The organism is Streptomyces ardesiacus (assembly GCF_003112575.1).
GTDB lineage: Bacteria > Actinomycetota > Actinomycetes > Streptomycetales > Streptomycetaceae > Streptomyces > Streptomyces ardesiacus.
In genome coordinates this window covers 314,234-336,324 of record NZ_BEWC01000008.1, presented here as the reverse complement: position 1 = coordinate 336,324, position 22,091 = coordinate 314,234, and the positions used below count along the sequence as shown (strand labels likewise).

Genomic DNA, 22,091 nt, shown 5'->3' with positions numbered 1-22,091 from the left:
TCCAGTTCGTCGGGGGTTCCACCGGGTGGGCGTCCCATTGTACGAAGGGCGCCGTAGTTTGACACTCGGCGTACTACGAGGGTTACCGTACGAGCGTCCTGTCGTCCGCACCCCAGGAGCAGCCCGCCATGAGCGCCCTCTTCGCACCCCTCCGGCTCCGCGACACCACGATCCCCAACCGGGTCTGGATGTCTCCGATGTGCCAGTACTCGGCCGCACCGGAGGGCCCGTCGGCCGGCGTGCCCGGCGACTGGCACTTCGCGCACTACGGCGCCCGCGCGGTGGGCGGCACCGGCCTGATCGTCGTGGAGGCCACCGGCGTGTCGCCCGAGGGCCGCATCTCCCCGCAGGACCTCGGGCTCTGGAACGACACGCAGGCCGAGGCGTTCCGCCGGATCACGGACTTCCTCCGCTCCCAGGGGACCGTGCCCGCGGTGCAACTGGCCCACGCCGGCCGCAAGGCCTCGACCGCGCAGCCCTGGAAGGGCGGGGCGCCGGTGGGACCGGACGCGCACGGCTGGCAGCCCCTGGCCCCCAGCGCGCTGGCGTTCGACGAGCGGCACCCGGAACCGGCCGAGCTGACCGTCCCGCGGATCCAGGAACTGGTCGGCCGGTTCGCCGACGCCGCACGCCGGGCGCTGGCCGCCGGTTTCGAGATCGTGGAGATCCACGGCGCCCACGGATACCTGATCCACGAGTTCCTCTCCCCGCACTCCAACCGCCGCACCGACGCCTACGGCGGCCCGTACGAGAACCGCGCCCGGTTCGCACTGGAGGTCGTCGACGCGGTGCGGGAGGTCTGGCCCGACGACAAGCCGCTGCTCTTCCGCGTCTCGGCGACCGACTGGCTGGAGGAGGACGGCTGGACGCCGGAGGACACCGTCCGCCTCGCCCGCGACCTCCAGGCCCACGGCGTCGACCTGCTCGACGTGTCCACCGGGGGCAACGTCCCGCGCGTGCGGATCCCGACCGGGCCCGGCTACCAGGTTCCCTTCGCTGCGCGGGTCAAGGCCGAGACCACCCTGCCCGTCGCCGCGGTGGGCCTGATCACCGACGCCGGACAGGCCGAGAAGATCCTGGCCAACGGCGAGGCCGACGCGGTGCTGCTGGGGCGCGAGCTGCTGCGCAACCCGTCGTGGGCCCAGCACGCGGCGCGGGAGCTCGGCGTGGACGTCCGGATGCCGGAGCAGTACGGCTGGGGCATGTAGGGCCGGAGCGGGCGGGCCCGGGGCCCCACGGCAGGGCGCGGGGAACGGGATTGCGCGCGAGGCGTTGACCAGAAAGCGCTTACCCCCTACGGTCCCGTTCATCAGCATGACCGTCGCGAACGCTGCGACCGCACTGTCGTCGACAGGCGCGGTCGCGCGTTCGCGATACGGGTCACGCCGACGAACGACGTTCACGTACATGTTCCGCTTCCACCCCCACTCCCTTCGGAAGGGACCAGAACATGACCCCAGCGACACACCCGCGCACACGGCGCGCGGCGACCGGCGCACTGGGCGCGTTCGCGCTCTCGGTTGGCATGCTCATGACCTCCGGGGCTTCCTCGGCCCAGGCCGCAACCTGGCCGACCCCCAACGGCAGCGAGGGCATCTCCTCCACCATCTCGGTCTCCGGCACCAAGGACTACGGGATGAAGCGCCTGTACGGCACCGGCGACCTGGGCTCCGGCGGCCAGGACGAGGACCAGGGCCCGATCCTGGAACTCGCCCCCGGCGCCGTCCTCAAGAACGTGATCATCGGCGCTCCCGCCGCGGACGGCGTCCACTGCAAGGGCAGTTGCACGCTCCAGAACGTCTGGTGGGAGGACGTCGGCGAGGACGCGGCGACCTTCCGGGGCTCCTCGTCGTCGAACGTCTACACGGTCTCCGGCGGCGGCGCCAAGGAGGCCGACGACAAGGTGTTCCAGTTCAACGGCGCCGGCACGCTGAACATCTCCGGCTTCGCCGTCAAGAACTTCGGCACCTTCGTCCGCTCCTGCGGCAACTGCTCGACGCAGTACAAGCGGACCATCAACCTCAGCGGCATCGAGGTGAACTGGAAGGGCGGCCGGATCGCCGGGATCAACACCAACTACGGCGACAGCGCGACCCTGCGCAACATCACGATCGTCGGGGACGGCAGCAAGAAGATCGTCCCGTGCCAGAAGTACATCGGCAACGACGACGGGGACGAGCCCGACTCGAACGGCTCCGGCGCCGACGGCACCTACTGCAAGTACTCCTCCTCCGACATCACCTACAAGTGACGCGTCAGGTCCGGGTGCCGGGCGCCCGGACCTGTCCGGACTGCTCCCGCTGGTAGGACGTGTAGGCGTCCCGCAGGGCCGCCCCCGGCCAGTGCGGCGGGAGCAGCTCCGCGGGGAGCACCGGGTCGGCGAGCAGGTGCCGTACGACGGCCGCGAAGGCGGCGAGGCGGTCGGCCCGCCGCCGGGCCGGGCCGACGTGGGCGAGCAGGGCCCGCGCCGCGCCGGCCCACTCCTCCAGCGGCCACAGGCGGGCGGCCAGCTCGGCGGCCGGGGTCCCGGGGCGCGAGACGAGCCGCTCGGCCACCCCGTCGAGAGCCTCCGGCAGCGGGCGGTCGAGGTTGGCGGGGCGCAGCCAGACGCCCTCGCGCAGTTCGGCCAGGCGCAGGGCGGTCAGCCGGGTGCGCAGCTCGGCACGGGCCGCCGGGCCCCGTCCTGTCGCGGTGATCACGAGTGTCTCCCAGTCGCCGTCCCACGGGCGCGTGTGCGGACGCAGCGCCTCGTCCTGGCGCCGCTGGCGCTCCAGCAGCCGCTCGCTGAGCCGGTAGCCGGCATCCGTGCGCCGCAGGTCCCCGGCGGCGGCCATCCGGCTGAGCGCCGCGCGCGCGGTGGAGGCGCCGACGTCGAACCCCTCCACCAGCCGCACCAGTTCCCGCGCGGGCAGCTCCGGCGGGTGGGTGCCGAGCAGCAGGCTCAGGATCACCGACCGCGCGGACAGCGGACGCGGCGCGCGTGCGTCAAAGGCCTTCGGACCGTTCATCCGCGCGGGCACGTGTCGTTCGTCCACATGAGCACGTACTCTACGTGCGCCCATCGTGTTGCACTATTGCTGCGGTCGCAGGAATGGTGCAACACTCGGGTCATGACGACACGCGCGCAGGAACCGCCGTACGAGTCCCACGAGCCGTCCGAGGAGCCCCCGGGCGGGCCGGAGGGGTACGCGACGCACGACGTCACCAATCAGCCCCCGCCCCTCGCCCCCTACGACGCGTCGGACGACGCCGCCCTGCTGGAGGGCGTGCGGCGGGAGGGGGCCGGGTGGGCCGAGGACGGGCTGCGGCGGCTGGGCCGCCGGGCGGGCAGCGCGGAGGCCCAGGAGTGGGGCGACCTCGCCAACCGCCACGAGCCCGTGCTGCGCACCCACGACCGGTACGGCAACCGGATCGACGAGGTCGAGTACCACCCGAGCTGGCACCACCTGATGCGGGTGGCGGTCGGCGAGGGCCTGGCCGGGGCGCCGTGGGCCGACGACCGTCCGGGCGCCCACGTCGCGCGCACCGCGGGCGGGCTGGTGTGGGGGCACACCGAGGCGGGGCACGGGTGCCCGACGTCGATGACCTACGCGGCCGTCCCGGCCCTGCGTGCCCAGCCCGAGCTGGCGAAGGTCTACGAGCCGCTGCTGACCTCCCGCGCGTACGAGCCGGGGCTGCGGACGCCCGCGGACAAGCGCGGACTGCTGGCCGGCATGGGGATGACCGAGAAGCAGGGCGGATCCGACGTCCGGACGAACACCACGACAGCCACGGCGACCGCCGAGCCCGGCGTCTACACGCTGCGCGGGCACAAGTGGTTCACGTCGGCGCCGATGTGCGACGTGTTCCTGGTGCTGGCCCGGGCGGCCGGCGGGCTGTCCTGCTTCCTGGTGCCGCGCGTGCTGCCCGACGGCACCCGCAACACCTTCCGCATCCAGCGCCTCAAGGACAAGCTCGGCAACCGGTCCAACGCCTCCTCGGAGCCCGAGTTCGACGGGACCGTGGCCTGGCTGGTCGGGCCCGAGGGCCAGGGCGTCAAGACGATCATCGAGATGGTCAACTGCACGCGTCTGGACTGCGTGATGTCCTCGGCGACGCTCATGCGCAAGACCCTCGTCGAGGCCGGTCACCACGCACGGCACCGCAGCGCGTTCGGCGCACGGCTGGTGGACCAGCCGCTGATGCGCAACGTCCTGGCCGACCTCGCGCTGGAGTCCGAGGCCGCGACCGCGCTCACCCTGCGGCTGGCCGGCGCCGCCGACCGCGCCGTGCGCGGGGACGCCGGGGAGGCGGCGTTCCGGCGGATCGCCACGGCCGTCGGCAAGTACTGGGTGACCAAGCGGGGGCCGGCGTTCACCGCGGAGGCCCTGGAGTGCCTGGGCGGCAACGGCTACGTGGAGGAGTCGGGCATGCCCCGCCACTACCGCGAGGCGCCGCTGCTGTCGATCTGGGAAGGCTCGGGGAACGTCAACGCCCTCGACGTGCTGCGGGCTCTGCACCGGTCCCCCGCCACCGCGCACGCCCTCTTCGGCGAACTCGCCCTGGCGCGCGGGGCGGACGCCCGGCTGGACGCGGCGGTGGCCCGGCTGGAGACGGGGCTCGGCGAGGCGTCCGAGGCCGGTGCCCGCCGGCTGGTGGAGCTGATGGCCCTCACCCTCCAGGGCTCGCTGCTGGTCCGGCACGCCCCGCCCGCCGTCGCCGACGCCTTCTGCGCGACCCGGCTCGGCGCCGACTGGGGGCACGCGTTCGGCACCCTGCCGGACTCGGCCGGGCTCGACGGCATCCTGGCCCGGGCGCTGCCGGTCGCGGGCTGAGCGAGCGGCCCGGCCGAGCCGCCTCACCGGCCCCGACGCCACCGGCCTGACCTGCGACGACGCCCTCTCCAGGGGTGGCTGTCAGTGGGTGGGTGCAGACTGGCCCGTGTCCGAGACGAAGGCGTCGACGAGGACGCCGCGGAGGTGATCGGCATGACCGAGGTACTGCTCGCCGTGGGCACCCGCAAGGGCCTGTTCATCGGGCGCCGGCGGGGTGACACCTGGGAGTTCGACGAAAGTCCCTACTTCAACGCACAGGCGGTCTACTCGGTCGCCCTCGACACCCGCGGCGACACCCCGCGGCTGCTGGCCGGCGGCGACAGCGCGCACTGGGGGCCGTCGGTGTTCCACTCCGACGACCTGGGCCGGGCCTGGACCGAACCGGCCGCCCCCGCCGTCAGGTTCCCCAAGGACACCGGCGCCTCGCTGGAGCGGGTGTGGCAACTGCACCCGGCCGCCGCCGAGCCGGACGTGGTGTACGCGGGGACGGAACCGGCGGCGCTGTACCGCTCGGAGGACCGCGGGGAGAGCTTCGAGCTGGTCCGCCCGCTGTGGGAGCACCCCACGCGCTCGAAGTGGGTGCCCGGCGGTGGCGGCGAGGGGCTGCACACCGTCCTCACCGACGCCCGCGACCCCAGGTCCGTGACGGTCGCCGTCTCGACCGCCGGTGTGTTCCGCACGTCCGACGGCGGCGCGAGCTGGGTGCCGTCGAACTCCGGTGTCTCCGCCGTCTTCCTGCCGGACCCCGACCCCGAGTTCGGCCAGTGCGTGCACAAGGTCGCGCGGGACGCGGCCGACCCGGACCGCCTCTACCTCCAGAACCACTGGGGCGTCTACCGCAGCGACGACGCCGGCGCCCACTGGACGGACATCGGCGAGGGCCTGCCCTCCACGTTCGGGTTCGCGGTGGCCGCCCACCCGCACCGCGGCGACACGGCGTACGTCTTCCCGATCAACGCCGACGCCGACCGGGTGCCCGCGGACCACCGGTGCCGGGTCTTCCGCACCTCGGACGCGGGCAAGAGCTGGGAGCCGCTGTCGGCGGGCCTGCCCCGCGAGGACCACTACGGCACGGTGCTGCGCGACGCCCTGTCCACGGACGACGCGGAACGGGCGGGCGTGTACTTCGGCAACCGCAACGGCGAGGTGTTCGCGTCGGCCGACGACGGCGACACCTGGCGGCAGTTGGCCTCCCACCTGCCGGACGTGCTGTGCGTGCGGGCCGCGGTCGTCGCGTGAACCGGACCGCGGGGACCGGCCCGGGCCACCGGTTGATCGGCGTCACCCGTACGGCAGTAGGGTGACGCCCGTGGCACCACGACCCTTGAATGAAATCGTCGAAGCGGGCTGGGCGAAGGCGCTGGAGCCCGTCGCCGGACGGATCACCTCGATGGGTGAGTTCCTGCGCGCGGAGATCGCCGCCGGACGCACCTACCTCCCGGCCGGGGCGAACGTCCTGCGGGCCTTCCAGCAGCCCTTCGACGACGTCCGGGTCCTGATCGTCGGTCAGGACCCGTACCCCACGCCGGGACACGCGGTGGGGCTGTCGTTCTCCGTCGCACCCGAGGTGCGCCCGCTGCCCGGCAGCCTGGTCAACATCTTCCGGGAGCTGAACACCGACCTGAATCTCCCGCAGCCCTCCAACGGGGATCTCACACCCTGGACCCAGCAGGGTGTGCTGCTGCTCAACAGGGCGCTCACGACGGCCCCGCGCAAGCCCGCGGCCCACCGCGGCAAGGGCTGGGAGGAGGTCACCGAGCAGGCGATACGGGCACTGGTGGCGCGCGGCAAGCCGATGGTGTCCATCCTGTGGGGCCGCGACGCGCGCAATCTGCGGCCCCTGCTCGGCGACCTGCCGGCCGTGGAGTCGGCGCACCCCTCCCCGATGTCGGCGGACCGGGGTTTCTTCGGTTCCCGTCCGTTCAGCCGGGCCAACGACCTGCTGATGCGGCTGGGAGGTCAGCCGGTCGACTGGCGTCTGCCGTGAGCGGCGCCGGCTTCCTGGCCGTCGACTCCGGCGGTTCGGGGCTGCGCGTCGTCGTCGGTGGCGTCGGCGGCGACGGACCGGGCCCGCGCGGTCGGCGTGACTCGGCGGAACCCGTGCGCACCGGTCCGCGCGGCATCGACCCCGGGCACCTGATGGGGCAACTGCTGCCCATGGTCCGGTCGTTGACCGAGGAGATCGCGGTGACCCGGCTGGAGACCGTAGTCGTCGGGGCCGCCGGGCTGGCCACGCTGGGCGACGCGCTGCGCGCCGAACTGCCGGGCGCGCTGGCCCGGGAGCTGGGCGCACGGAGGGTCGCGCTGGCCGCCGACGCCGTGACCGCGTACGTGGGCGCCCTCGGTCCGCGGGCCGGGGCGGTGGTGGCCGCCGGGACCGGCCTGATCGCCGTCGGCACCGACCTGTCCCGCTGGCGGCGGGCGGACGGCTGGGGGCATCTGCTGGGCGACTGCGGCAGCGGCGCCTGGATCGGGCGGGCCGGCCTGGAGGCGGCGCTGCGCGCCCACGACGGGCGCAGGGACGGCTCGGCGGCCCTGCTGGTCCGGGCCGAGGAACGCTTCGGTCCGGCGGCCGGGCTGCCCGGGCAGGTGTATCCGCGATCGGACCGGCCCGCCGTCCTCGCCTCCTTCGCGCCCGAGGTGGCCGCCTGCGCGGCGGCCGACCCGGTCGCCGCGGGGATCCTGCGGGCCGCCGCCCGGCACATGGCCGACGCGGCCGCCGCGGTCTGCCCGGCCGGCGGCGAGCCCCGGGTCGCGGTCACCGGCGGACTGCTGCGGATGGGCGAGCCGCTCCTCGTGCCGCTGGAGGAGGAACTGGCGAAGCGGCTGCCGCAGGCCCGGCGGACGGACGCCGAGGGCGATCCGCTGGACGGCTCGGTCCGGATCGCGACCGACCTGGCGAACGGCTCCCTCGCCCTTCCGGGGGACGACAGGATGCTGTGGACGACGAGCGTCCCGGCCGGCTGAGAAGTGGTCGGCCGACGAGGTGAATCGTGCCGATGTCGGCCCATCCGTACATCACTCATCAGACAAAACCGGACGGATACCGCTCACCTGCACCCTCCCCGAAGAGGGAGCCCCTGGAAACCAGTAACATGCGGCGCCATGAGCTCCCCCACTGGGCCCGCGTCCGGCCTGCCCGTACGAATGCCGCGCCCCCGCCAGCCCGGACGGCACCGTCGTCCCGAACCCCTGGTGGCTCCCGAGGGCGCGCCGGCGCTCGTCCTCGCGGTGCCGGGGACGCCCAGCAGTGCCACCCGCGGCCTCGCCGACGAGGTCATCAGCATCGCCCGTTCCGAGCTGCCCGGGCTCGACGCCCGCATCGGTCACCTCGACGGGGACGACGACGCCGAGTTCCCCTCCCTGACCGCCGTGCTCGTCCGGACCGCCGAGGAGCGCACCGCCCGCTTCGAGCAGGCCCGCGCCGCCGGCCTGGACGTCAAGGAGCCCGAGGGTCCCGTCGCGGTCGTCGTGCCGCTGCTCGCCGGGCCGGACAACGCGCTGCTGCGCCGGATCCGGCAGGCCGTGATGGACAGCAAGATCGCGGCCGAGCTGACCGATGTGCTCGGACCGCACCCGTTGCTCGCCGAAGCGCTGCACGTGCGGCTCTCCGAGGCCGGTCTCGCCCGCGCCGACCGTGCCCGCCTGTTCACCGTGGCGACCGCCGCGGACGGCATCATCCTGGCGTCCGTCGGCGGCGAAGAGGCCGTCCAGGCGGCCGGCATCACCGGCATGCTGCTCGCCGCGCGCCTGGCCGTGCCGGTGATCGCGGCGGCGCTGGACGAGGAGGGCTCGATCGCGTCCGTGGCCGAGCAGCTCCGTTCCTCGGGCTCCCAGCAACTGGCGCTCGCGCCGTACCTGATCGGGCCGGAGATCGAGGCGTCCGTGCTGGAGGAGGCGGCCAAGGAGGCGGGCTGCTCCACCGCCGAGCCGCTCGGCCCGTACCCGGCGATCGGCAAGCTGGCGCTGGCCAAGTACACGACGGCGCTCGGACTCTCGCCGCAGCAGGTGCAGGGGACGCCGGTCCGCTGAGGTGCGCGTGCGTGCGCGCGTTCGTCCAGGCCGTGCGAAGGGGCCCGCTCCGCCCGGGAGCGGGCCCCTTCGCACGGCTCTGCCGGAGCTTGTCCCGTGGGCCGGGAGCGCACGGGGTGGGGGCGGCACGGCCGCCCGCAGCTACGGGGCGAAGATCACGCAGGAGGCTGCCGGGACCGCCAGGGAGCCCGTGCGGCGGGGGACGCCGGTGGCCGGGTCCAGGGCGAACCAGGTGACGTCTCCGGAGCGTTCGTTGGCGGCGTACAGGAAGCCCCGCGACACGGTGATGTCGCGGGGCCAGTGGCCGCCGCAGGGCACGGTGGCGGACAGCCGCAGTCCGTCCGGCTCCACGGTCAGCACGGACAGGAGGTCCTCGCCCCGGGTCGCGGTCCACACGAAGCGGCCGTCGGCCGAGACGGCGATGCCGGAGGGGTAGGCGTCGCCCGCCGGGGCCCCGGGCAGCACCGGTACCTCGGTGAGGGGCTTGAGGGTGCCGTCGGCGGCGTCCCAGTGGCAGACGGTCACGGTGGGCGCCAGTTCGTTGACGACGTAGGCGTGGGAGCCGTCCGGGTGGAAGGCCAGGTGCCGCGGCCCCGAACCGGGCCGCAGCGCGACCTCCCGGTGCACGGCGGGGACACCGTCCACGAGGGTGCAGACCCGCACCGAGTCGGTGCCGAGGTCCACGCTGACGGCCCAGCGCCCGCCGGGGTCGGGCTGTACCTGGTGGGCGTGCGGCCCCTGCTGCCGCTGGGCGTGCGGGCCGGAGCCGGTGTGGCGCAGGACGCCGGAGGCGGACCGGGCCAGGGTGCCGTCGGCACGGACCGGTACGGCGGTGACGGTGCCGGAGCCGTAGTTGGCGGTCAGCACGTGCCCGGCGTACAGGCTCAGGTGGGTCGGTCCGTCGCCCTCGACGGGCACCGGACGCCCGGCGGGCTCGGGCCTGCCCCCGCGCACGCGGTAGGCGGCCACCGCGCCCTCGGCGGTCTCGCTGACGGCGTAGAGCATGTCCCCGTCGGGAGCCAGGGCCAGGTAGGAGGGGTCGGCCAGACCGTCCGTGCCGCTCACGACCGTGAGGGCGCCGCTGTCCGGGGCGACGGTCGCCGTCAGGATCCCGGGGCCGCCGGCCGCCGTGAACGACCCGATGTATGCCCGCCGCTGCCGCCTGTCACCGTCCGCCACCGCTGCCCCTTCCGTCCCGCTTCATCCGGCTTCGGGCCGTATGCCGGCCCGGCCGGCCGCCTGATCTCCCGGTCTGATCTCCCGTCCGGAAGCGACGGTAGCAGCCGGACGGCTGCGGTCTAGACCAAGTGGGTGGCGTGGCCGGGACGGTGCGAGGATCAGGCGCCCGCCAGTCGCGAACCGGACGGGCTGCGCAGGGGGGCGGCCAGCTCGGCGAGGGCGCGTTCCAGGTCGTGGAGGTGGGCCAGCGCGGGCTCCGCGGCGCGCGGCACGCCCGCGCGGACGTGGCAGGCGCCGCCCTGGTCCGCGCCGGGAGACGGGGCGGTATCCCGGCCGGTGAGTGCCTCGACCGCGGCCTCGACACGCCAGCAGGCGGCGGCCAGCCGGGCATCGTGCGAGGCCTCGGGGTCGGCGGCCACGGCGACGAGGCCGCGGATCTCCCGGGCGCAGTCGTCGAGCAGGCCGAGGACCCGCCGGGCCCGCCGCCTGCGGCCGTACATGGGGCTCAGCGGGTGCACGAGCGGAGCGACCGACATCCGGACCCGGCCGAGCAACTGCTCCAGTTCCGCCACGCGCGGCGCCGGGTCGGCGCCCTCGGTCCCGGCGAGGCGGGCGGCGGCCTCCGCGGTGCACGCGTGGACGCAGCGCAGGGCGCGCTGGATCCAGGCGTCGGTGACGGCGTGCGTCGTGACCGGCAGGACGAAGAGGACGGCGAGCGCGGCGCCGAGCGCGCCCACCCCGGTCTCGGCGACCCGCAGGGCGAGCAGACCGGGGCTGAGGAAGCCGAGGAGGCCGTAGAGCAGCTCGGCGAGCAGGGTCACGCAGAGCATCATCCAGGTGTAGGAGACCGCTGCCGTGTAGAAGATGCCGAAGACGCAGGCGGCGGCGAGCACCGCGGTGGGCACCGGGGCACCGGCCACGGGCACGGCGACCAGGAAGCCCAGGCCGATGCCGACGACCGTGCCGAGGACCCGGCGGAAGCCGCGCACCAGCGTCTCGCCGCGCGAGGTGGTGTTGACGAACACCCACCAGGTGGCGCCCACGGCCCAGTACCAGCGGTCGCCGGACACCATCTGGCCCACGACCAGGGCGAAGCCGGCACCCGCGGTGGCCTGCACGGCCTGTCGGGTGGTGATCCGGGCGAACCCGCCGGCGGCGGGCGGCGCGGGGACGGTCGGCGCGGGCCGGCGGCGCTCGTAGCACCACAGGCCGAAGCGCACCGCCGCGGCGGTGGCCACGGACAGCAGGACGGCGGCGTACATCTCGGGCAGCCGGTCCGGGGTGGCGTGCAGGAACTGGGCGATGAAGAAGGTCATGAACGCGAACACGCCGAGGCTGTGCCCGCGCGGCCCCCAGCGGCGCGCGTACACGCCCGCGCCGACGACCGCGAGGAAGGTGAGATCCCGGACCACGGGGAGGTCGTGCAGCGCCGCGGCGGCCGTGAGCACGGGCACTCCGGCCACCGGCAGCAGCGCGGTGGTGACGGCCTGGCCGCGCACGGTGGCGTCGGTGACGGTGAACAGCGCGAGCAGGGCGGCGAGCCCGCCGACGATCGCGCCGACCAGGGAGGTGCCGGCCAGCCCGCACAGCACGACGGCGGAACCGATGCCGAGGACGGCCCGGGCGGCGAACCGCAGCCGGGTCCGTCCCGGGTCCGGGCTCACGAACACCTTCTTCAGCACTGCTTACCGCCCCCTCGCTCACTCGTGCCCACCGGCCCGGACGTCACCGCACGCAAAAGGCGCCGCGGAGGTCCGCAGCGCCATCGACACGTCTATAGGAGCATCTCTCCCGCCAGTGGCTCAACAGGCCGTCGGCTGAGTGGGCCATTGGTACAGTGATCACGGTCTTCCGGCAGCCACGGAAGAGCCAATGGCCGACGAGAGGGGCCGGACGCGCGATGGCCGTCGACGAGCTCGACACCCGCATCCTGCGACTGCTGCTCGAGCAGCCGCGCACGAGCGTGCGCGAGTACGCCCGCCTCCTCGGGATCGCCCGCGGCACCCTCCAGGCCCGGCTGGACCGGCTGGAGCGCGACGGCGTGATCACCGGCACCGCTCCGTCCCTCTCCCCCGCCGCTCTGGGCCACCCGGTGCTCGCGTTCGTGCACATCGAGGTCACCCAGGGACATCTGGACGAGGTGGGCGAGGCGCTGGCGGCGGTGCCGGAGATCGTCGAGGCCTTCTCCATCACGGGCGGCGGCGACCTCCTGACCCGCGTCGTGGCCCGCGACAACGCGCACCTGGAGGACGTGGTGCAGAAGCTGATCAGCCTGCCCGGCGTGGTCCGCACCCGCAGCGAGGTGGCGCTGCGCGAGCGGGTGCCGCACCGGCTGCTGCCGCTCGTGGAGTCGATCGGACGCTCGGCCCGCAGGTGACCCTTGGCATGCTGGACGCCATGGGCACCATGAACACACTCGACGGCATCTCGGTCATCTTCGATCTCGACGGAACGCTCGTGGACAGCGAGCCGAACTACTACGAAGCGGGCCGGCGCACCCTCGCCGCGTACGGCGTCCCGGACTTCACCTGGGCCGACCACGAGGCCTATGTGGGGATCAGCACCCAGGAGACGGTCGCCGACTGGAAGCGGCGCTACGGGCTGCGTGCCACGGTCGAGGAACTGCTCGCCGTCAAGAACCGCCACTATCTGGGGCTCGCCCGCACCTCGGCCCGCGCGTATCCCGAGATGCGGAAGTTCGTCGAGCTGCTGGCGGGCGAGGGCGTGCCGATGGCGGTGGCGTCGGGTTCGTCGCCCGAGGCGATCGGGGCGGTCCTCGCCCGTACCGGCCTGGACGCCCGTCTGCGCACGGTCGTCTCGGCCGACGAGGTGGCGCGGGGCAAGCCCGCCCCCGACGTGTTCCTGGAGGCGGCCCGGCGGCTGGGTGCGGAACCGGCCCGCTGCGTGGTCCTGGAGGACGCCGCTCCCGGGGCCGCCGCCGCGCACGCGGCCGGGATGCGCTGCATCGCGATCCCGTACGTCGCGGGCCAGGCCGACGCCCCGGAGTTCGCCACGGCGGGCCTGCTGCTGCGCGGGGGCCAGGAGGAGTTCACCGCGCGGACGGCGTACGACTGGCTGGCGCGCCGGGGGACGAAGTGAGCACGTTGCCCGGACGGTGATCAGAACGCCGTCCGCATCCGTACCTCCTGGTGTCCGAGCCCGTCCTCGTCCCGGGAGGCACGATGCGCATCACGCGCGCCACGGCAGGGACCGCCCTCGTGGCCGGTGCCCTGGTCCTCACGCTCACCGCACTCGCCTACCCGGCCATGCTCGGGGTGCGCAACGCGGGCAGTGACCAGGCCCGGGTCGTCACCGAGACGCGGTACGGGCCGCTCACCGAGCAGGACCGGGACTTCGTGGTGAAGGTGCGTGCCGCGGGGCTGTGGGAGCACCCGCTGGGACTGATGGCCATGGAGCGGGGGACGACACCGGAGATGCGGGAGGCCGGTGAGCACCTGGTCGTCGGTCACTCCCGGCTGGACGCGACCTGTCGCCGGATCGCTCCGGAGCTGGGCATCACCCTGCCCAACCTGGCCTCCCCGCAGCAGCAGCAGTTCGTCTCGACCGTGGACGGGACCACGGGCAAGCAGTTCGACACCACCGCGGTCAACATCATGCGGATCACCCACGGCCAGATCTTCCCGGTCATCGCCAAGGTCCGCGCCAACACCAAGAACTCCCTGGTGCGGCAGCTCGCCGACCAGGCCAACGACACCGTGCTCGACCACATCACCGTGCTGGAGAAGACCGGGCTGGTCAATTTCGACCAGGTCAACTTCCAGCAGACCGCCCCGCCGAACCTGCCCCGGGCGCAGCTCACGCCCCCGGCTCCGCAGCCGGGCGAGCCGGTGCTCTCGCTCACCGCTCCGCCGGGGCTGGAGGTCAACACCTCGGCGCCGACGCCGACGCCGAGCCCGACGGTCCGCTGACGGGTCGCCCGCCGTCGCGGGTCAGCGGTGGCGCGGCCTGCTTCCGCGTCCGCCGCCCGTGCCTCCGCCCTTGCCCCTGCCCTTGCCCGCGCTCGCGCCCCGGCCGGTGCCGCCGGTGCGGGTGCCGGTGCGGCCGTTGCCGCCGGTGCCGCGTCGGGTGGCGTCGCCGGACTGCCGTCCGGTGGCCTTCCCGCCCTTCGCACGCGTCGGTTCGGGCTGCCGGCCGCGGGTGCTGTTGACGGTCCGGCCCCGGACGATGCCGATGAAGTCCTCGACGCGGTCGGTGTGCGCGGCCTCGGGCCAGGACAGGGCCACGCTCGATTCCGGCGCGTCCGTGACCGTGCGGTACGTGAGGTCCTTGCGGTGGTGCAGCCGGGCCAGCGACAGGGGGACGAGCAGCACGCCGATCCCGGCCGCCACCAGCTCGACGGCGTCCGCGGTGGTGGCCGGACGCTCCAGGGCGGGCCTGCCCGGCAGCCCTTCCCAGCCGAGGACGTCGTCCAGGGGGTGCAGCACGATCTCGTCGGCGAGGTCCCCGACGGTGACCTCGTCGGCCGCGGTGACGAGGTGGTCCCGGGGGATCAGCACGACCGTGGTCTCGGTGTAGAGGGGGATGGCGCTGAGCAGGGTCCGGTCGACGGGCAGCCGCACCAGTCCGGCGTCGGCGTCACCGTCCAGCAGCACGCCGCCCGCGCCCGCGGCGGGGACCTGGGTCAGGGAAAGGGGGACGCCGGGCAGCCGCTCGTTCCAGATGCGCACCCATTTGTCGGGCGTCACCCCCGGGACGTACGCGAGCCGGAACGAGGGGGGAGCTTCCGAGCCTGTCACCCCGCCAGGTTACCGGGCGTGGTGAGGAGCCCTTCACACGATCGATACCCTTGACGGCATGACGTCGCACCAGAACACCCAGACCATGAAGCCCGCGACCGCGGCGAAGAAGCTGGGTGTGTACCTCGAGGCCACCCCCGCCGAGTTCCGGGAGGGCGTCGTCACGCGCGCCGAACTGAACGCGCTCCAGGCCGACCCGCCCGCCTGGCTGCGGGAGCTGCGGCGCGACGGTCCGCACCCGCGGCCGGTGGTGGCGGCCAAGCTGGGCGTCTCCATCGCGGGCCTGCACCGCGGCGGGGTCGCCGAACCGCTCACCACGGAGCAGATCGACGCGCTGAAGCAGGAGCGCCCGCAGTGGCTGGAGCGGGAGCAGGCCGTCCAGGCCGACGTGCGCAAGGAGGCGGCACGCGTGAAGAAGCTGCACGCCGAGCGGGCCGAACGCGCCCAGGGCGACTGACCGGCTCCGCATTCCCACCGCCCCACCGTCTCGACCGCCCGGCCCGGCGGCCGCCGCTCACTCCTCGGCCTTCTGTGCCGTGAGGCTCCACGCGTACTGCAGCACGTCGGAGACCACGACGGCGCTCAGGCCCGCGCACAGCAGCCGCCCCGCCCGGGGGGCGACGGCGTAGGTGCCGACGAGCCCTCCGGCCACCCAGGCCGAGGTGCAGAACGGGCAGGAGACCAGGTCGCCGACGGCACGGCGCAGACCGGTGCCGCGCCCGGCGTCCATCACCTCGTTGGCGTTGCCGTGGCCCTCCCGGCTGGTGAAGGGCGCCCGCAGGAAGCTGGTGACCTTGTCCTTGGTCAGCAGCCGGGACGCCTTGAACGTCGCCGTTCCCAGCAGGGCCACGTCCCACGGGGGAACGGTGTCCGGCAGCCGGACCCCGCGGCGCCACGCCGTGACGGCGAACACGCCGGCGCTCGCCACGAAGGTCGCCGCGAGCGTCGCGTATCCGGCGAGGGGCGTCTCCTCCCCGTCGGTGTAGCGCTGCTCGACGTCCGTCATGGGTGTCTCCGTTCTCCGTGGGGTACCGGGGCGCCGAAGAGGTCGGCGCAGTCCGCGGGCAGCTGGGCCAGGAGCTGGTCGACCCGTGCGCGGGGCACCGCTTCGGCGAGGGTGGCCAGCACGGCTCCGGCGTCCCATTCGGCGGTGCGCGGCCGGGCTCCGGTCTGCTGGGCCACCCGGCGCAGGAACTCGTCGCGGCCGAAGGTCTCGGGACGCCCCCGCTCCAGGCGGAGCGCGTCGTCCAGCGGTGCGGGCAGGTCGGCGGCGAGAGCGGCGGCCGCCTCGGGCGGGACGCGGGACGCGATCACCCACAGGACGGCCGTGGTGACCTGTTCGGCCTCGTCGTCGCTGTGGAACTCGCCGCGGTCGCGGACCCGGGTCAGGAATTCGTCGAGCCGCACGGCGTCGCCTCCTTGTGCCGGTTCGCGCTCCGGGGCGGGTGCCCCCGGGCCGGGCGGGGAAACGGGCGCGTGCTCACCGCCGTGCGCGCGTACGGGCGGCGTCGGCTGCGTCGGTCACCTGGGCCAGGGCGTCCGCGTTCCCGGCGAACAGCGCGTGACCGGCGGCGATCCGCTGCTCCCGGGCCGGGCCCGGTGCGGTGAGCCGCCGCACCGCGTCCAGCAGCGCGGCCCCGTCCTCGACGGCCTCGGACACGCCCAGCGCGGCCATCCGCCGGACGCCGTCGGCACCGTGGCCCGGTATCGGACGGTGGCCCAGCACCGGCAGCCCGGCCGCGAGCGCCTGTACGGCGGTCTGCCCGGCCGCGTTGTCGATCAGCGCCCGGGCGGCGTGGAGGAGGCCGGGCATGTCCGTCACCCAGCCCAGGGCGAGGACACCCGGTGTGCCGGACAGCGCGCGGCGCAGCCGCCGGTTGCCGCCGCACAGGACGACCGGCAGGAAGCCGTGGTCCGTCAGGAGCCGGACGGTGGCGTCCAGGTGCGAGCCGACGCCCCAGGCACCGGCGGAGAGCACCACGGGGGGCCGCCCGGGGCCGAGCCGCTCGAACAGGTCCCGCCACTCGGCCGTCCCCGGCACCTCGGCAGGGCCGGCGGAGAACTCGGGCGCCACGACGGGAGCGCACGTCCGGGCCGGTGTGCCGGTGCTCCCCCGCACCGCGCGTGCCGCGTCCACGGAGAGGCACAGGCACAGGTCGTTGCCGGGGTGGAGCCACTGCCGGTGCACCTCGAAGTCGATCACCAGGACGACGGCGGGCACCCTCAGCAGCCCGCGCTCCCTCAGGTGGCCCGTGAGCTGGGCCCCCAGGTGGAAGACGGGCACGACGACGTCCGCGCCCGTCCGCTCGGCCAGTTCGCGCAGTCTGCCCCCGGCCAGCCGGGCCAGCGGTGCCCCGCTGGGGCGGCGCCCGCCGCCGGGCCGCAGGAAGAGGCGGTACAGGGCGGCGTACGCCCAGGGGAAGTGCCGGACCGACCCGCGGTAGAAGCACCTGAGGGCCGCGCCCAGGCCGTACGGCAGGAGCGCGAGGACGTCGACGACCTCGGCGGCGTCGCCTCGCTCGCGCGCCCGGCGGGCCAGTTCGGCGGCGACCGTGTCGTGGCCGGCGCCCATGCTCGCGCTGATCACCAGCAGACGTCTGCCGTCCCGGGGACCGCGCCGGGTGCCGCGGTGGCGGGGCTCCGAGGAGCTGCGTGGGTGCACAGCGGACCAGGTTGCCGGGGCGGCACGTTCCAAACCCCGCGGCGGCGACCACCGAACCACTGCACATGCGGGCGTTTCGGACGCCCTGCCGGGGATACTCCGTGACCGCCCGTCCGGCCGGACGGCGAAGCCCGGCCCCCGGTCGGCCGCTTCGCGGTCCGCCCCGAGCCAAGGTGGTCCTCATGGTCCATGCGTTCTCCCGTCCCCGCCCCGCCCCCGGCCCTCAGGTCGTCGCACCCGACGCGGACGACGCGAGGCCCCGGCGGCGGCCCCTCGGACTGCGGGACCCGCGGACCCGTACGGCGCTCGTGACCGGGGCGTCCTCCGGAATCGGCGCGGCCGTGGCCCGCAGGCTGGGCGACGAGGAGGGCTGGCGGCTGGTGCTCACCGGACGCGACCCGGTGCGGCTGCGTCAGGTCGCTGACGACACCTCGGCCACCGCCTTCGCGGCCGACCTCACCCTCCCCGGAGCCGACCGGCAGCTCACCGACTTCGCGACGGCCACCGCGGGCCCGGTGGACCTGCTGGTGGCCGGGGCCGGGGTGGGCTGGGCGGGGGAGTTCCTGGACATGCCCCCGCACACCATCGACGAGGTCTTCGACATCAACGTGCTGGCCACGCTGCGCCTGGTGCGGCTGCTGCTGCCGGGGATGGTGGCGGCGGGCTCGGGGCGGGTGGTGCTCATCGGGTCGCTGGCGGGCAGCGTCGCGGTGCGCGACGAGGCCGTGTACTCCGCCGCCAAGGCCGCGATCGGCGCCTTCGCCGACTCGCTGCGCTACGAGCTGCGGGGCACCGGCGTGGGGGTCACCCACGTGGTGCCGGGTGTCGTCGACACCCCGTTCTTCGAGCGCCGCGGCGCTCCCTACCAGCGGTCCAGGCCGCGTCCGGTGCCTGCCGAGCGCGTGGCCGAGGCGGTGCGCAGCGCGGTGGCGCGGGGCCGCGACGAGGTGTACGTGCCCTCGTGGCTGCGGCTGCCGTGCCGGGTGCGGGGCACGGCTCCGGGACTGTACCGGCGGCTGGCCGCTCGGTTCGGATGACCGGGAGCCCGCCGCGGTGAGCGTCCTCACCGTCGTCCTCGCCCTGTTCGCGGCGCTGTCCAACGCGGCGGCGTCCGTACTCCAGCGCCGGGCGGCGGCGCAGGACGAGGACCGGGCGGGGGCCCGGCACACGGCGCTGCGCTCGCTGCTGCGGATGGTGCGCGACCGGTACTGGGTCGGCGGGGCCGCGCTGCTCGCGCTGACGACGGTGCTGCAGGCGTCCGCGCTGGCGGTGGGCAGCCTGGCCGTCGTCCAGCCGCTGATGGCCACCGAACTGCTCTTCACGCTGGTGGTGGGCAGCGCGGTCTTCCACCGCCGCCCGGACTCGCGGACCTGGCTGGCGTTCGTGGCGCTGGCCGTGGGGCTCGCCCTGTTCCTGGGCTCCGCCGCTCCGTCGCCCGGCCACGACACCGCCACCGCCGGCCGGTGGATCTGGGCGGGGCTGTCCCTGTTCGTCCTGATCACGGTCCTCGCCTCGGTCGGCAGCATGGTGCAGGGCGCCCCCCGGGCGGCGCTGTTCGGCTCCGCGTCCGCGGTCGGGTTCGGCGGGACGGCGGCACTGCTCAAGGAACTCACCGGACGCCTGCCGCAGGGGGTGGGAGCGGTGCTGACCCAGTGGCCGCCGTACGCGACGGCGGTGGTGGGCGGGGCCAGCTTCCTGCTGCTGCAGAGCGCCCTGCGGGCGGGCACCCTGGCGGCCTCGCAGCCGGCGCTGACCCTCGGCGACGCGCTGACGAGCGTCGCCCTGGGCTGGGGTCTGTTCGGCGAGGAGATCCTGCTCGGCGTGCGGGTGCTGCCCGAGCTGATCGGGGTGGCCCTGATCGGTGTCGGCAGCATCGGCCTGGCCCGGGCCCCGTCCGTCCACGGCGCCTGGGACACGGCGCCGGCGGCACGGGACGGACCCGGAGGCGCGGCAGGGCGCTGAACGGCCCGGGACGAGCGACCCGGGGAGCAGCGGACCCGACGAACCCACCACGACCAGCGAACTCGAGGGGCCGGAGGCACCACGGATGCGTCAGAGGATTCCCACCGGACGGGCGGTGTACGCCGCCGCACCGGTCGCCGCCGCCGCACTCGCCCACATCGGACCGGCCGCGACCTGGCTGCCCGGACTGCGCCGGCGACGGTTTCCCGGGCTGGCCGGGCAGGGCGCCCCGGGGCACGTCGCCCTCACCTTCGACGACGGCCCGGACCCGGTGTCCACGCCGCTCTTCCTCGACGCGCTCGACGCGCTCGGAGTACGGGCGACCTTCTTCGTCCTGGGCGAGAACGCCGTACGGCACCCGGCGGTCGCCCGTGAACTGGTCCGGCGCGGCCACGAACTCGCCGTCCACGGCTGGACCCACGACCGCCCCTGGTGGCCGTCGCCGGCGCGGGACGCGCGCGACCTGCTGCGTGCCGTCCGGGTGATCGGCGAGGCCGGCGGCCGGGTCCCCCGCTGGTACCGGCCGCCCTACGGCATCCTCACCTCCGGGCGCTGGGCCGCCGCCCACCGGGCGGGGCTGCGACCAGTGCTGTGGACGGCCTGGGGCAAGGACTGGCGGCACGACGCCACGCCCGCCTCGGTGCGCGCGACCGTCGCGGCGGATCTGCGCGGCGGCGGCACCGTCCTCCTCCACGACACCGACCACGCCTCCGCGCCCGGGAGCTGGCGGGCCACGCTCGGCGCGCTGCCGGACATCGTGCGCGACTGCCGCGCGGCGGGTCTGGCGGTGGGCCCGCTGGGTGAGCACGGGAGGGGAGGCTCCCCCTCGGCGGCGGGGACCGGGCGCAGGGGGTGGACCGCGCGGACCGCGCCGTTTCGGTCACCGGCGCCGGGATAGCCGTAGCGACATGAAGGACAGCGACGGTCAGCGCGCGGCCGAACCGGACACGTCGTGCCCGCCCTGGGCGCTGCGCGAGTACGCCGTACTCGCCGACGGTGAGCGGGGCGCGGTCCTGGACCCCCGGGGCCGGATCGTGTGGATGTGCGCCCCGCGGTGGCACGACGACGCGGTGTTCTCCGCGCTGATCGGCGGAGCCGGTCACTTCACCGTCGAGCCCGCGGATCCCTGGCACGTCTGGGGCGGCTCCTACGAGGAGGGCACGCTGATCCGGGTGAGCCGGTGGGTGACCGCCGACTGCGTGATCGAGTGCCGCGAGGCCCTGGCCCTGCCGTCCCGTACGGACCGGCTCGTCCTGCTGCGCCGCATGCGGGTGGAACGGGGCGAGGCCCGGCTGAACCTCGACCTGGACCCGCGGCCCGGCTTCGGCGAGGTCCGGATGCGCGAGCCTGGGCGGGACGGGGGCGTGTGGACGGCGGAGGCGGGGCGCCTGCGGATGCGCCTCGCCGGAGCCGAGGACGCAAAGTGGCGGGACGGGACCCGGCTGTGCGGCACGTTTCGGCTGCGCGAGGGCGAGGCGCACGACCTCGTCCTGGAACTGTCCACGGGGCGGGAGACCGAACCGCTCGACGCCGACGCGCTGTGGCGGGCCACGGAGCGGGAGTGGCGGCAGGCGGTCCCGGACTGCTCGCGGCTGGTCGCGCCCCGCGACGCCCGGCACGCCTACGCCGTGCTGCGCGGGCTGACCAGCGTCTCCGGGGGAATGGTGGCGGCGGCCACCACCTCGCTGCCGGAGCGGGCCAACAGCGGGCGCAACTACGACTACCGCTACGCGTGGCTGCGCGACCAGTGCTACGCCGGTCTCGCGGTCGCCGCGCACGGGCCGCACCCGCTGGTGGACGACGCCGTGCGCTTCGTCGCCGAGCGCATCCTCGAGGACGGCGACGAGGTGCGCCCCGCGTACACGGTCGACGGGCGGCCGGTCGGGCGCGAGCGCTCCCTGCGGCTGCCCGGATACCCCGGCGGCAACGACCACGTGGGCAACGACGCGGGCACCCAGTTCCAGCTCGACACCTTCGGGGAGGCGTTGCAGCTGTTCGCCGCGGCGGCCGCGCACGACCGGCTGACCGAGGAGGCGGAGCGGGCCGCGGCCCTCGCCGTGGACGTGGTCGAGCGGCAGTGGCTGAAGCCGGAAGCCGGTCTGTGGGAGCTGGAGGACCGGTGGTGGACCCACTCCAGACTGAGCGTGGTGTGCGGCCTGCGGCGGATGGCCGAGGTGCTGCCCGGCGACGCGGGGCGCCGGTGCGCCGCGCTCGCCGAGACGGTGCTGCGGGAGACCCGGCGCCGGTGCCTGCTCCCCGACGGCCGCTGGCGGCGGGCCGAGGACGACGACGGACCCGAGGCCGCGCTGCTGGTGCCGATGGCCCGCGGCTGCACGTTCGGCGACGCCGACGCCGCCACCCGCGCGTACGTCGAGTCCCGCCTGGCCGAGGACGGGTATCTGTTCCGCTTCGAGCACCCCGGCGAGTCGCTCGGGGAGGCCGAGGGGGCCTTCCTGCTCTGCGGCTTCACGATGGCCCTCGCCACGCACCGGGTCGACGACCGGGCCGGCGCCTTCCGCTGGTTCGAGCGCACCCGGGCGGCCTGCGGACCGCCCGGGCTGTTCGCCGAGGAGTACGACGTGCGCCAGCGCCAGCTCCGCGGCAACCTTCCGCAGGCCTTCGTGCACGCCATGATGCTGGAGTGCGCGGTACGCCTGGCCGGCGAGTCGACGCTGCCCTGACCCG

Annotated in this window: 22 protein-coding genes; 15 read left to right on the top strand and 7 right to left on the bottom strand. The window is 75.0% G+C overall.

Features of this window, described 5'->3' with window-relative positions:
• Nucleotides 1-128: 128 nt before the first annotated feature.
• Nucleotides 129-1,208, top strand: a complete 1,080-nt coding sequence (locus tag Sdi02f_RS26500) for an NADH:flavin oxidoreductase/NADH oxidase (RefSeq protein WP_053663321.1) — start codon at nucleotides 129-131, stop codon at nucleotides 1,206-1,208.
• A gap of 242 nt (nucleotides 1,209-1,450) precedes the next feature.
• Entirely contained in the window at nucleotides 1,451-2,251 is an 801-nt protein-coding gene (locus tag Sdi02f_RS26495) for a pectate lyase (RefSeq protein ID WP_108934156.1), read from the top strand.
• A 4-nt stretch (nucleotides 2,252-2,255) separates the two neighbouring features.
• Here the strand turns inward: Sdi02f_RS26495 and Sdi02f_RS26490 are convergent, their stop codons facing one another.
• Nucleotides 2,256-3,008 (bottom strand): PaaX family transcriptional regulator C-terminal domain-containing protein, encoded by a 753-nt coding sequence (locus Sdi02f_RS26490; protein ID WP_245962245.1) that lies wholly within the window; start codon nucleotides 3,006-3,008, stop codon nucleotides 2,256-2,258.
• Between the two features lie 102 nt (nucleotides 3,009-3,110).
• Here Sdi02f_RS26490 and Sdi02f_RS26485 point away from each other — a divergent pair, with 102 nt between their 5' ends.
• From Sdi02f_RS26485 to Sdi02f_RS26465, 5 genes are all read left to right on the top strand, one after another.
• A complete protein-coding gene (locus tag Sdi02f_RS26485; protein WP_108934154.1) occupies nucleotides 3,111-4,814 on the top strand; it encodes a DNA alkylation response protein in 1,704 nt (567 codons plus the stop codon).
• 84 nt (nucleotides 4,815-4,898) lie between these two features.
• Entirely contained in the window at nucleotides 4,899-6,053 is a 1,155-nt protein-coding gene (locus Sdi02f_RS26480) for a WD40/YVTN/BNR-like repeat-containing protein (protein WP_108934153.1), read from the top strand.
• Between the two features lie 70 nt (nucleotides 6,054-6,123).
• Nucleotides 6,124-6,801, top strand: a complete 678-nt coding sequence (locus Sdi02f_RS26475) for a uracil-DNA glycosylase (protein WP_031081121.1) — start codon at nucleotides 6,124-6,126, stop codon at nucleotides 6,799-6,801.
• On the top strand, nucleotides 6,798-7,781 hold the full coding sequence (locus tag Sdi02f_RS26470; protein WP_108934152.1) for an N-acetylglucosamine kinase: 984 nt from the start codon (nucleotides 6,798-6,800) through the stop codon (nucleotides 7,779-7,781). The genes Sdi02f_RS26475 and Sdi02f_RS26470 overlap by 4 nt, the downstream gene beginning before the upstream one ends.
• Before the next feature lie 138 nt (nucleotides 7,782-7,919).
• Complete coding sequence (locus Sdi02f_RS26465) at nucleotides 7,920-8,846, top strand: sirohydrochlorin chelatase (RefSeq protein WP_053639864.1); 927 nt, start codon at nucleotides 7,920-7,922, stop codon at nucleotides 8,844-8,846.
• Nucleotides 8,847-8,987: 141 nt separating this feature from the next.
• Here the strand turns inward: Sdi02f_RS26465 and Sdi02f_RS26460 are convergent, their stop codons facing one another.
• The gene (locus Sdi02f_RS26460) at nucleotides 8,988-10,025 is read right to left on the bottom strand and encodes a lactonase family protein (protein ID WP_030398770.1); all 1,038 of its coding nucleotides are present in this window, start codon (nucleotides 10,023-10,025) and stop codon (nucleotides 8,988-8,990) included.
• 158 nt (nucleotides 10,026-10,183) lie between these two features.
• Complete coding sequence (locus tag Sdi02f_RS26455; protein WP_108934151.1) at nucleotides 10,184-11,707, bottom strand: FUSC family protein; 1,524 nt, start codon at nucleotides 11,705-11,707, stop codon at nucleotides 10,184-10,186.
• A gap of 218 nt (nucleotides 11,708-11,925) precedes the next feature.
• On the opposite strand from Sdi02f_RS26455, the gene Sdi02f_RS26450 reads away from it, so the two are divergent.
• From Sdi02f_RS26450 to Sdi02f_RS26440, 3 genes are all read left to right on the top strand, one after another.
• Nucleotides 11,926-12,402, top strand: coding sequence for an Lrp/AsnC family transcriptional regulator (locus Sdi02f_RS26450; protein ID WP_003977712.1), 477 nt, complete (start codon nucleotides 11,926-11,928; stop codon nucleotides 12,400-12,402).
• Nucleotides 12,403-12,431: 29 nt separating this feature from the next.
• Nucleotides 12,432-13,124, top strand: coding sequence for an HAD family hydrolase (locus tag Sdi02f_RS26445; protein ID WP_167458267.1), 693 nt, complete (start codon nucleotides 12,432-12,434; stop codon nucleotides 13,122-13,124).
• A gap of 83 nt (nucleotides 13,125-13,207) precedes the next feature.
• Nucleotides 13,208-13,954 carry a DUF4142 domain-containing protein gene (locus Sdi02f_RS26440; protein WP_108934150.1) on the top strand — a complete coding sequence of 249 codons (747 nt, stop codon included), beginning with the start codon at nucleotides 13,208-13,210 and terminating at the stop codon, nucleotides 13,952-13,954.
• Nucleotides 13,955-13,975: 21 nt separating this feature from the next.
• Here Sdi02f_RS26440 and Sdi02f_RS26435 read toward each other — a convergent pair whose 3' ends face one another.
• Nucleotides 13,976-14,782 (bottom strand): LysR family transcriptional regulator substrate-binding protein, encoded by an 807-nt coding sequence (locus Sdi02f_RS26435; RefSeq protein WP_108934149.1) that lies wholly within the window; start codon nucleotides 14,780-14,782, stop codon nucleotides 13,976-13,978.
• A 58-nt stretch (nucleotides 14,783-14,840) separates the two neighbouring features.
• Here Sdi02f_RS26435 and Sdi02f_RS26430 point away from each other — a divergent pair, with 58 nt between their 5' ends.
• A complete protein-coding gene (locus tag Sdi02f_RS26430; protein ID WP_030398765.1) occupies nucleotides 14,841-15,239 on the top strand; it encodes a DUF5997 family protein in 399 nt (132 codons plus the stop codon).
• A 57-nt stretch (nucleotides 15,240-15,296) separates the two neighbouring features.
• Here the strand turns inward: Sdi02f_RS26430 and Sdi02f_RS26425 are convergent, their stop codons facing one another.
• The 3 genes from Sdi02f_RS26425 to Sdi02f_RS26415 form a co-directional block, all read right to left on the bottom strand.
• Complete coding sequence (locus tag Sdi02f_RS26425; protein ID WP_030398764.1) at nucleotides 15,297-15,788, bottom strand: DUF1360 domain-containing protein; 492 nt, start codon at nucleotides 15,786-15,788, stop codon at nucleotides 15,297-15,299.
• Nucleotides 15,785-16,189 carry a DUF2267 domain-containing protein gene (locus tag Sdi02f_RS26420; protein ID WP_030398763.1) on the bottom strand — a complete coding sequence of 135 codons (405 nt, stop codon included), beginning with the start codon at nucleotides 16,187-16,189 and terminating at the stop codon, nucleotides 15,785-15,787. Before Sdi02f_RS26420 ends, Sdi02f_RS26425 begins: the two co-directional genes overlap by 4 nt.
• Nucleotides 16,190-16,262: 73 nt before the next feature.
• On the bottom strand, nucleotides 16,263-17,354 hold the full coding sequence (locus tag Sdi02f_RS26415) for an MGDG synthase family glycosyltransferase (RefSeq protein ID WP_108934270.1): 1,092 nt from the start codon (nucleotides 17,352-17,354) through the stop codon (nucleotides 16,263-16,265).
• 272 nt (nucleotides 17,355-17,626) lie between these two features.
• On the opposite strand from Sdi02f_RS26415, the gene Sdi02f_RS26410 reads away from it, so the two are divergent.
• The 4 genes from Sdi02f_RS26410 (at nucleotide 17,627) to Sdi02f_RS26395 (ending at nucleotide 22,087) form a co-directional block, all read left to right on the top strand.
• Nucleotides 17,627-18,481, top strand: coding sequence for an SDR family NAD(P)-dependent oxidoreductase (locus Sdi02f_RS26410; RefSeq protein WP_030398761.1), 855 nt, complete (start codon nucleotides 17,627-17,629; stop codon nucleotides 18,479-18,481).
• Between the two features lie 16 nt (nucleotides 18,482-18,497).
• The gene (locus Sdi02f_RS26405) at nucleotides 18,498-19,406 is read left to right on the top strand and encodes a DMT family transporter (RefSeq protein ID WP_030398760.1); all 909 of its coding nucleotides are present in this window, start codon (nucleotides 18,498-18,500) and stop codon (nucleotides 19,404-19,406) included.
• Between the two features lie 85 nt (nucleotides 19,407-19,491).
• Nucleotides 19,492-20,304 (top strand): polysaccharide deacetylase family protein, encoded by an 813-nt coding sequence (locus Sdi02f_RS26400; RefSeq protein ID WP_031081102.1) that lies wholly within the window; start codon nucleotides 19,492-19,494, stop codon nucleotides 20,302-20,304.
• Between the two features lie 10 nt (nucleotides 20,305-20,314).
• Nucleotides 20,315-22,087 (top strand): glycoside hydrolase family 15 protein, encoded by a 1,773-nt coding sequence (locus tag Sdi02f_RS26395; protein ID WP_108934148.1) that lies wholly within the window; start codon nucleotides 20,315-20,317, stop codon nucleotides 22,085-22,087.
• The last annotated feature ends 4 nt before the right edge of the window (nucleotides 22,088-22,091 follow it).